General features: G+C 37.3%; 10 protein-coding genes and 1 pseudogene. 8 read left to right on the top strand and 3 right to left on the bottom strand.

The annotated features are described in order from the left end of the window. Positions 1-241 precede the first annotated feature (241 nt). Together AC973_RS10205 and AC973_RS09910 are read left to right on the top strand one after the other, a co-directional pair. Positions 242-436: pseudogene (locus AC973_RS10205) on the top strand (YwbE family protein). A gap of 463 nt (positions 437-899) precedes the next feature. Then, on the top strand, positions 900-1,046 hold the full coding sequence (locus AC973_RS09910) for a hypothetical protein (protein ID WP_157850755.1): 147 nt from the start codon (positions 900-902) through the stop codon (positions 1,044-1,046). A 127-nt stretch (positions 1,047-1,173) separates the two neighbouring features. On the opposite strand, the gene hxlB is transcribed toward AC973_RS09910, so the two are convergent. The 3 genes from hxlB to AC973_RS06790 all read right to left on the bottom strand — a co-directional run bounded on the left by hxlB (position 1,174) and on the right by AC973_RS06790 (position 2,803). After that, the gene (gene hxlB / locus AC973_RS06800) at positions 1,174-1,731 is read right to left on the bottom strand and encodes a 6-phospho-3-hexuloisomerase (protein ID WP_048729014.1); all 558 of its coding nucleotides are present in this window, start codon (positions 1,729-1,731) and stop codon (positions 1,174-1,176) included. 8 nt (positions 1,732-1,739) lie between these two features. Further along, the gene (gene hxlA, locus AC973_RS06795; protein WP_048729013.1) at positions 1,740-2,375 is read right to left on the bottom strand and encodes a 3-hexulose-6-phosphate synthase; all 636 of its coding nucleotides are present in this window, start codon (positions 2,373-2,375) and stop codon (positions 1,740-1,742) included. 158 nt (positions 2,376-2,533) lie between these two features. Beyond that, positions 2,534-2,803, bottom strand: a complete 270-nt coding sequence (locus AC973_RS06790; RefSeq protein ID WP_053083825.1) for a hypothetical protein — start codon at positions 2,801-2,803, stop codon at positions 2,534-2,536. Positions 2,804-3,456: 653 nt separating this feature from the next. Here AC973_RS06790 and AC973_RS06785 point away from each other — a divergent pair. The 6 genes from AC973_RS06785 (at position 3,457) to AC973_RS09905 (ending at position 6,137) form a co-directional block, all read left to right on the top strand. After that, positions 3,457-4,095 (top strand): ArdC family protein, encoded by a 639-nt coding sequence (locus AC973_RS06785; protein ID WP_048729011.1) that lies wholly within the window; start codon positions 3,457-3,459, stop codon positions 4,093-4,095. Between the two features lie 80 nt (positions 4,096-4,175). Beyond that, positions 4,176-4,817 carry a hypothetical protein gene (locus AC973_RS06780; RefSeq protein WP_192828991.1) on the top strand — a complete coding sequence of 214 codons (642 nt, stop codon included), beginning with the start codon at positions 4,176-4,178 and terminating at the stop codon, positions 4,815-4,817. 66 nt (positions 4,818-4,883) lie between these two features. Beyond that, positions 4,884-5,117: an AbrB/MazE/SpoVT family DNA-binding domain-containing protein gene (locus AC973_RS06775; RefSeq protein WP_048729008.1), complete on the top strand. Its 234-nt coding sequence runs from the start codon at positions 4,884-4,886 to the stop codon at positions 5,115-5,117. Beyond that, a complete protein-coding gene (locus tag AC973_RS06770; protein WP_082148263.1) occupies positions 5,114-5,503 on the top strand; it encodes a type II toxin-antitoxin system death-on-curing family toxin in 390 nt (129 codons plus the stop codon). Before AC973_RS06775 ends, AC973_RS06770 begins: the two co-directional genes overlap by 4 nt. Positions 5,504-5,767: 264 nt before the next feature. Then, the gene (locus AC973_RS06765; protein WP_048729006.1) at positions 5,768-5,992 is read left to right on the top strand and encodes a hypothetical protein; all 225 of its coding nucleotides are present in this window, start codon (positions 5,768-5,770) and stop codon (positions 5,990-5,992) included. After that, positions 5,979-6,137: a hypothetical protein gene (locus AC973_RS09905; protein ID WP_157850753.1), complete on the top strand. Its 159-nt coding sequence runs from the start codon at positions 5,979-5,981 to the stop codon at positions 6,135-6,137. Before AC973_RS06765 ends, AC973_RS09905 begins: the two co-directional genes overlap by 14 nt. Positions 6,138-6,175: the final 38 nt, after the last annotated feature.

Here is a 6,175-nt window from a genome sequence, read left to right as displayed (position 1 = left end):
GGAAAACTATGGATCTTTTTTATTTTATTATTGTTGTTGCACTTAAATTGTAAATTCGTCCCCAAAAATAGTATTCGCAGTTGTTGGTACAGATAGGATTATGACGAGTGATATCATTATAGTTACCGCGACTGGCTTTCCATTATTTTTAATATTAGCCTTTTTCGATGAACTTCTGATAAAATGGGTTAAACAAATGGTTGCGACTATAAAAAATCGAGACCTGTAAAAGGAGCCCATCATGAACGAAGGTAATAAAAGAAGTAATATTCAAATTGGTAGCCAGGTAAAAATTGTTCAAAAACAGGACCAATGATCTGGAAAATTAACAGAGGGTATTGTGAGTAAAATCCTGACAAACTCTCAAAACCATCCACATGGTATTAAAGTCATGCTAGAAGATGGCACCGTTGGCCGAGTAAAGGAAATATTATAATTGAGGTAAAACTTTCAAATAATTAGGAAGCTAGGTATCTACAACCTTAGTGGGTACCTAGCTTTTTTATTGTTGCTTCATTTAATTTATAATTTGTTGCTTGATTTGGAAGAAATGGTATATATCACATTTAAGTTAAGTGATAGCTGAAATCTAAATTCGCGCTGTAGTATTATTTGGCTAAATTTATGACCATTGTTTTTGTTGGTGTATGAAGCGAGAAAAGTCTTGTGAAGTTATAGTAAGGAGAAAAGTTATGGTCAAAAGTTTAAATAATGAAAAAAAAAAAGTAAAAGGGATGCTCAATATAGATCGTTATTGATACATCAGTAAAAAAGAAAAAATAGAACATTTTCTGATTTTACAATCGAGTAGAAATTCTTATAAAAGAATGAAGAAATATTCTTGTATATCACTGTAGATACTTATTGGGAAGTTCAACTACTGAGAGGGGGAGAAAAATATGCTCACATATAAAGTTGATGAAGAAGTTGCTTTGCGATTGTTTAATGAGGATGAGACTGAAGTACTTTATCAATTAGCGATTAATTCGAAAACATACTTAAAAGAGTGTCTTGGATGGCTTGATAATTTTCGTTTGTCAAATTAAGTTAGATAAATCCTGTCCGTCTGTACAAGTAAAAGCAATAGACAGAAACCTTCATCAAGGTTTCTGTCTATTGCTTTTATTCTAGTTATTTACTCTATTTGAGAGCAGTATGTGCTACGTGTTCCGTTTATTCTAAATTAGCATGTTTTCCGTACATTTTATCGCTGTCCAGTTCTTTTTTCTCCATGTAACTTAAAATGATGGCATCATAAAACAGCAACATGGTTTGTTCGAATAAAGATCCCATCGGCTGAACAGTTTGAATGGTTCCTTCACTGTTATCTTTTGTCACACCAGGGAGTTGGATAATGATGTCAGCCAATTCTCCGATAGTCGAAGCGGGTGAAATGGTAACAGTAGCTACTTTTCCACCAATGTCCTTTGCTTTTTGAGCGACTGGAATCAATGTCTTCGTTTCCCCTGATCCTGTTCCAATAATCAGCAAATCATTTTCTTCAAACGTACCGGTGACGGTTTCCCCTACAACATAGGCTTCAATCCCCATATGCATTAAGCGCATGACGAAACTTTTTCCTATCAAACCGGAACGTCCAGCACCAGCCACAAATATTTTTCCAGCATCCATGATTTCATCGACCAGCTTTTCAGCTTCCTCATCTGAAATTCTAGATGGTGTTTTCTTTAACTCTTCAATGATTGTTGCTAGATGATCCGTTGTATTCATACTACCACCTAACCTTGTTTGATAATTTCAGATATCTTGCGTGCAGCTTCTTTAGGATTATCCGCGCTTGCAATTCCGCCACCAACGATGATCAAGTCTGGTTTTTGTTCTACAGCATCTTTTAGCGTCTCTAATTTAATGCCGCCTGCAATAGCCGTTTTTGATTTTTTGACTACCTTTTTGACTTTCTTCAAGTCTTCAAATGGGCTCTTCCCTTGCGCCTGTAAATCATACCCTGTGTGTACACAAATATAATCTGCTCCCATTTCATCCAGTTCTTTTGCACGTGTTTCAACATCTCGTACTGCGATCATATCCACAAGAATTTCTTTTCCGTGTTTTTTCGCTTCCTCGACAGCCCCTTTAATCGAAGCCTCTTCCGAAACACCCAGAACTGTAATAATGTCTGCTTTATAATCAACTGCTTGGCCAACTTCAAAATCAGTAGCGTCAATTAATTTTTCATCCGCCAACACTTGTAAATCAGGGAAGGCTTCTTTGACTTCTTTAACTGCTTGAAGTCCTTCTCTGTTGATGACAGGGGTACCAAGTTCCACTACATCGATATATTCTTTAACCTCTTCCACTAATTCAATGGCTTCTGGTATATCTTTAACAAGGTCAATAGCTAGCTGTAATTTCAATTCAATACATCCTTTCTGGAAAAAAATATTTTTTCTGTAACTATTTACATATATTAGTGTAAAACGTACATTTTTATAAAGCAAGCTTTTCGGGTTGACGTGTAGTTCTCTAAAGAAGCCTTTACATAAATACCGGCGAATAGACATAATTATTCAGCTTATTTTTTCGCAAGGTCAAAAAGGTGTTCAAACATTTGATTATATCCTTCCCGTTGACGATTTGTTAGGCGTGTATTGGTATAATTTTCAACTAACATCCGAACCATATCATTAATGGCCGATTTTTCTTCATTTTCTAATTCTTCAATAAATGGCCTTAAAGTATTTAATCGTAACAATGCATCTGAAGAAATCTTTGCTGTCTTTGTTGCTCGGAAGAAAGAATCAGGAACCTCTTTTTTATTGGCTTCTTTTTCCGTTTCTTCCACTATAAGTGGTTTTAACTCCCCTTTTTTTGTGCCCTCTATTGCACGAGTGGGTGTACGGCCGATTGAACGGTGGGGGTGGTAATCCTGGGCCGAAAGCCCGGTAACCTAAAACAACGCTCTTAGGGAGGATTTTAAGAGGGTTTTAGGTGTGTTGCACGAACAACACCGACGCATACAGATGTGAAGCAGCGACTGACCGATCCGACGCTAGAAATTCAAATAAATAGCACACATGTTGTACCCTAGTTTGCAGAATTATTTTTTTAATTTTGCATGGCTAGGGTACAACTATGCCCACTTGCTCCTTTCCCTCTCCTCTGCTAGGTTAAGTGAGACCTTAAGTCAATAGCTTTTCTTGCTTTATACCGTTATTCTAAGTTAAATATAGATATAATAATCAAGAAAATAACACAGGAATAAACATGTGAGAGGGGGGTATCGGGATGCCGAAGGCCTTAGCGATGCTTGTAAATATTGAAGAAGAAAATACAGTGACGTTTTATCTCTTGGAAGAAAAAAAGACATACAGGTGACGGTAACAGATGATTTAATAGCGGAATTTGAAGCAGCTCTTGGAGAAGAAGAAAGCTGTTTTGTCATGCTTGATACGGTATTGAAGCAGGTTGTCTGAGTAATCCGAAAGGGGAAACGTCATGGCCTACAACTATAAAAAGAAAACAGCAGATGAACGGAAATTAGAAATTTATAGCCTAACCGATGAGATGCATGTCAACTTACGCAACTATGCGACAGATCCGAAAGAGTTAGAAGCTTTTCTTGTTTTTATGAGTCAGTTTTATGATTATTCGTTGAAGAATCAGTTATTGATTCATTCTCAATTTAAAGGTGCGTTTGGCGTTGCGTCTTTTAAGACGTTTAAAGATTGGGGATTATCTGTCTTAAAAGGGGAAAAAGGCATCAAGATTTTTGTACCGGTTGAAATCAAGCAATTCAAGACGAAACAGGGGACCTGGAAAAACCTGAGCGCTGCCACAAAAGAAGAAAAAGAGGATCTCGCAGCCCATAAAACAACAGTTGAGACACGAAAACGGGTCAGCTTTAAGTTGGGGACGGTCTTTGATGTGACGCAAACAAATGCGCAGCCAGAAGATTATCCCGATTTGTTTCCAAATCGAAAAAAAGACTTTCAGTATGCGGGGAAACAGATGGTGATTTTGAAGAAAACGTTATTGCGTTATGCCAAGGAAGAACAGATAGGGGTTCAAACAGCGAAAATTATTAACAGTCCTGCTAAAGGATACTACCGGCCTGATACGCATACGATGTATTAAGTGATCGTAATAATGAAAGCGAATCCATTCATACGCTTATACATGAGCTGGCGCATGCAGCAATGCACCATCCGAAAAAAATGGCGCAAAAAGAAACAGCGCTGCAGGAGACACCAGTCTTAGAATACCAAGCTGAAATGACGGCCTATGTGGTGGCACATGCGTTTGGCTTAGATACGAAAGCCCATTCCTTGCACTACACGGCACAATGGACGCAGAATTTAGAACACGTGACGGAACTCGAAACGGCTCTGGAAGAAGTAAAGCATGTTTCTCATACCCTTATTTCACGTTTAGAGACACTTTTAGAGCATGAACAACTAAATGTGCAGGTAAACTTAAAAGACGCGTCAAAATCAAAAAATAGCGCGCTAGCACAGGCTTTCTTTTCTATTCATACGATTGAACCCATTACGCAGATTGGGACACATCGTGTTTATGATTTAGAGCTGCATTCAAAAACAACGGGACCACAGAAGTATCGGATTCTCACGACAAAAACCCCTAATGAAATTGCACACACATGGGTGGGAGAAAAAAGTGGCACCGACTGGTTAAAGGAGCATGCCCTTACCGCATTTGTTGAGAAACATCCTGAAATCACCTCGCCGCAAGAAAAAATAGCGACACTTGAAAAAACGATAGCGGGAGAAGCACAGCCATTTAATCATTTTATGAAAGAGACGCGTGAGAGAACCAGTCAAAAAGAATTAAGGTATTAAAATACATACGTATATACTTGAATAGAATAGTACATATATATATACTATTCGTATGAGGTGATAAATATGAAAATGATTCAAAGAAGTACGCGGAAATCGGGACACAGCGTGATTACGACACTCCCACCCGATGTCTTACAGCAACTCAACTTAAACGTGGGTGATTCCATTGAATATGTTATCAAAGGTGGTCACGTTGAAATCCGTAAAGCTGCCGAAAAAGAAGACGATTTTTTAGCAACGGTTAACGCAGTGATGGATGACTACACTGTTGCACTAGAAGGACTCGTTAGCCGATGATCCGTTATTTAACTGAACGGGAATTGGTTATGATTAATACGCTGCAGATTCAACGCTACAGCCCTGAGGAGCAGATCGGCGTAAAGGAGCCAACCGCTTTGAATATGTGTGTCGCTTTACCGAAACAGGATGTATTTGATAAAGAACTTTATCCGACTCTGTTTGATAAAGCAGCTATATTGTACCAAAAACTAGTTCAGAAACACTGTTTTCACAATGCCAATAAGCGGACCGCATTGGTTGCGGTTCATACATTTTTACGTTTAAACGGTGTGACGTTAAACGTTAGCAATAAAGAAATAGAAGACTATACTGTAGCGATTGCTACAGATAAAGACCTTACATGGGAAGCTATTTCTTCATGGCTCGAAGTGCATTCAAAATAGATTAATATTACAGCGATTAAAAAGGAGCGAACTGTTATGTTCTGGCTAATGAAGCTCCATTAGGTACCTTTTCCTTCAAAAGTGCTGCCAGTACAGGAATAAATATAGTATAGAGAGGTTTGAAAAGCTGGATACCTAAGCATGTACGTTATACGTCTATATTAGTTGATTCAAAACTGACACTAAAAATTAGGGCTATCTTTATGCAATTAATTTTTTTATACTAAAAAAATGGAAGCGCTTTACAAGTTAGGAGGGGAGTTGGTGACTGTTCAAGATGTAGTTGAAATAGATATATGTTATAACGACTATTTTATTGAGGTTTTTGCTATTGAATATGGAGATTTAGAAAGTCTTATTCAAAGCTTAAAAAATGATAAGCAGAAAAGCTTTGTACTTAGTAACAAGACATTCTTTAAAAAAGATTTGAACTCAGTTTCTATAGTTGACCATGGATTAGGGTTTATTTTTATAGATGTTAACGACTAAAAATAGAAAAGGGTGGGTTAATACAGGAAATTCTAAGCCTAATTCTTCTAAAGCTACAGTAACAACTTTTATTAACTATAGCGGTGGAAGTAGATATTTTAAGTTTAAAGGTTATACTCAAATTGGTTCTGTTGCAAAGTTTTAAATAAAGAATAAAATCCCTTACGGTATCTATGATTTAAG

The organism is Carnobacterium sp. 1290_CSPC, assembly GCF_001053265.1.
In the GTDB taxonomy this organism is placed as follows: Bacteria; Bacillota; Bacilli; order Lactobacillales; family Aerococcaceae; genus Aerococcus; species Aerococcus urinaeequi.
Note: the sequence above shows the minus strand (reverse complement) of the source record. Positions and strands in the feature narration are given on the sequence as shown.

What these genes read in the sequence shown, in the direction of transcription:
- AC973_RS06780 (WP_192828991.1), top strand. Translation starts at nt 4,176, where the DNA reads ATGGCGCAAAAAGAAACAGCGCTGCAGGAGACACCAGTCTTAGAATAC.
- hxlB (WP_048729014.1), bottom strand. Translation starts at nt 1,731, where the DNA reads ATGAATACAACGGATCATCTAGCAACAATCATTGAAGAGTTAAAGAAA.
- AC973_RS09910 (WP_157850755.1), top strand. Translation starts at nt 900, where the DNA reads ATGCTCACATATAAAGTTGATGAAGAAGTTGCTTTGCGATTGTTTAAT.
- AC973_RS06770 (WP_082148263.1), top strand. Translation starts at nt 5,114, where the DNA reads ATGATCCGTTATTTAACTGAACGGGAATTGGTTATGATTAATACGCTG.
- AC973_RS06775 (WP_048729008.1), top strand. Translation starts at nt 4,884, where the DNA reads ATGAAAATGATTCAAAGAAGTACGCGGAAATCGGGACACAGCGTGATT.
- AC973_RS06785 (WP_048729011.1), top strand. Translation starts at nt 3,457, where the DNA reads ATGGCCTACAACTATAAAAAGAAAACAGCAGATGAACGGAAATTAGAA.
- AC973_RS09905 (WP_157850753.1), top strand. Translation starts at nt 5,979, where the DNA reads ATGTTAACGACTAAAAATAGAAAAGGGTGGGTTAATACAGGAAATTCT.